The organism is Agrilactobacillus composti DSM 18527 = JCM 14202 (assembly GCF_001436375.1).
In the GTDB taxonomy this organism is placed as follows: domain Bacteria; phylum Bacillota; class Bacilli; order Lactobacillales; family Lactobacillaceae; genus Agrilactobacillus; species Agrilactobacillus composti.
In genome coordinates this window covers 1-1,214 of sequence record NZ_AZGA01000034.1, presented here as the reverse complement: position 1 = coordinate 1,214, position 1,214 = coordinate 1, and the positions used below count along the sequence as shown (strand labels likewise).

General features: G+C 40.0%; 1 protein-coding gene. It reads right to left on the bottom strand.

Going from position 1 to position 1,214, the window contains the following annotated elements:
* Positions 1 to 51: 51 nt before the first annotated feature.
* On the bottom strand, positions 52 to 1,214 hold a 1,163-nt coding region (locus FC83_RS06910; protein ID WP_162260648.1), incomplete at its 5' end, for an IS1380 family transposase.

Genomic DNA, 1,214 nt, shown 5'->3' with positions numbered 1-1,214 from the left:
GCGAGGTTATGCGCAGTTTTAAAAAATATTCAATTGGTTAACGTTTTTTAGCTAGGGTGATGACTGGATTTTGTCTAAGAGCCACCAAAATTGACTGTCATAAGGATTGCTCTTCGTTAAGTGGATCCACAATTTCCGGGAATGACGGGCAAAACTCGCGCCAATTTTGATGAATTTGATCCTGATAGTGTCAATCGTTGTTTTCTTTTCGGACTTTGGAAAGATTTCGTGCTGTAAGAGTTTCACCAGGTTATAAGCAATACCACTTAAAACCATACGAACTTCGTTCGTAAAAAAATCTGAACTATCGGTTTTGTTAAAGTAAAAGCCATTCTTTATTTCCTTGATGTAATTCTCCGCAATCCCTCGGCTGCGATAGGTTTTCACAATGTCTTTATCGCTTAAACTGGTTAATGTCGTAATGAAGAATTGAAAATCCGGGATCAACTTTCCATTTCGGTCGGCGAAAATAATAACTTGACGTGGGCTTTCCCAACTAGCAGCCTGGTAAGCTGTTCTATAAAAATATGTGCCAGTGACGCTTGTAAAATCAACGGTTTGATCATCTTCAAATAATCGTTGCGCAATCCTCTGTAAATGGCTGTTACTTTTTAACCTAATCACGTAGTTGGTCTGTTTTTCCTCCAGAAGATCATAGATCTTCGGTGTCGCAAAGCCACTATCCGCTCTGATGACGAATTTTTGATCAGGATGACGTTCCAAAATTTCTTTTAAAAAAACATCTGCACCGTCAGATGTATAGACATTCCCCGGACGTAGTTCGGCATCAATTAATAGGCCTGAATCTGCTAAGAAAGCAACGAATGGATGATAACCATTTGTCCCATAATGGCCGTTATAAAAGGCGCCGCCTTGTTTGCCATATGTATCGCTGTGGGTAGAATCAATATCTAAAATCCTGGTGATTTCAGGGGCGGATTCAAAAAAGTCAGTGATGAAACTGCTCATCAAATCGTGCAAAGATTTCAAACTATCAAAGTCTGACAACCGCTTCAAAAATCGTGAAATAGTAGGTTGTGACGCCACTCCATCGGGTAGAATCGTTCGAAATATCGGGTCGTAACGTAAGTGATCGGCATCTTTGTCATTGTCGTAACCAGCAATTATCTGGTAAATAAGTTGGTTCAGAAGCGACGCTTCTGGGTATTTCCTGTAAATTTTGAGTTCCTTGAATTTAAGTGTCGCCTTGATCC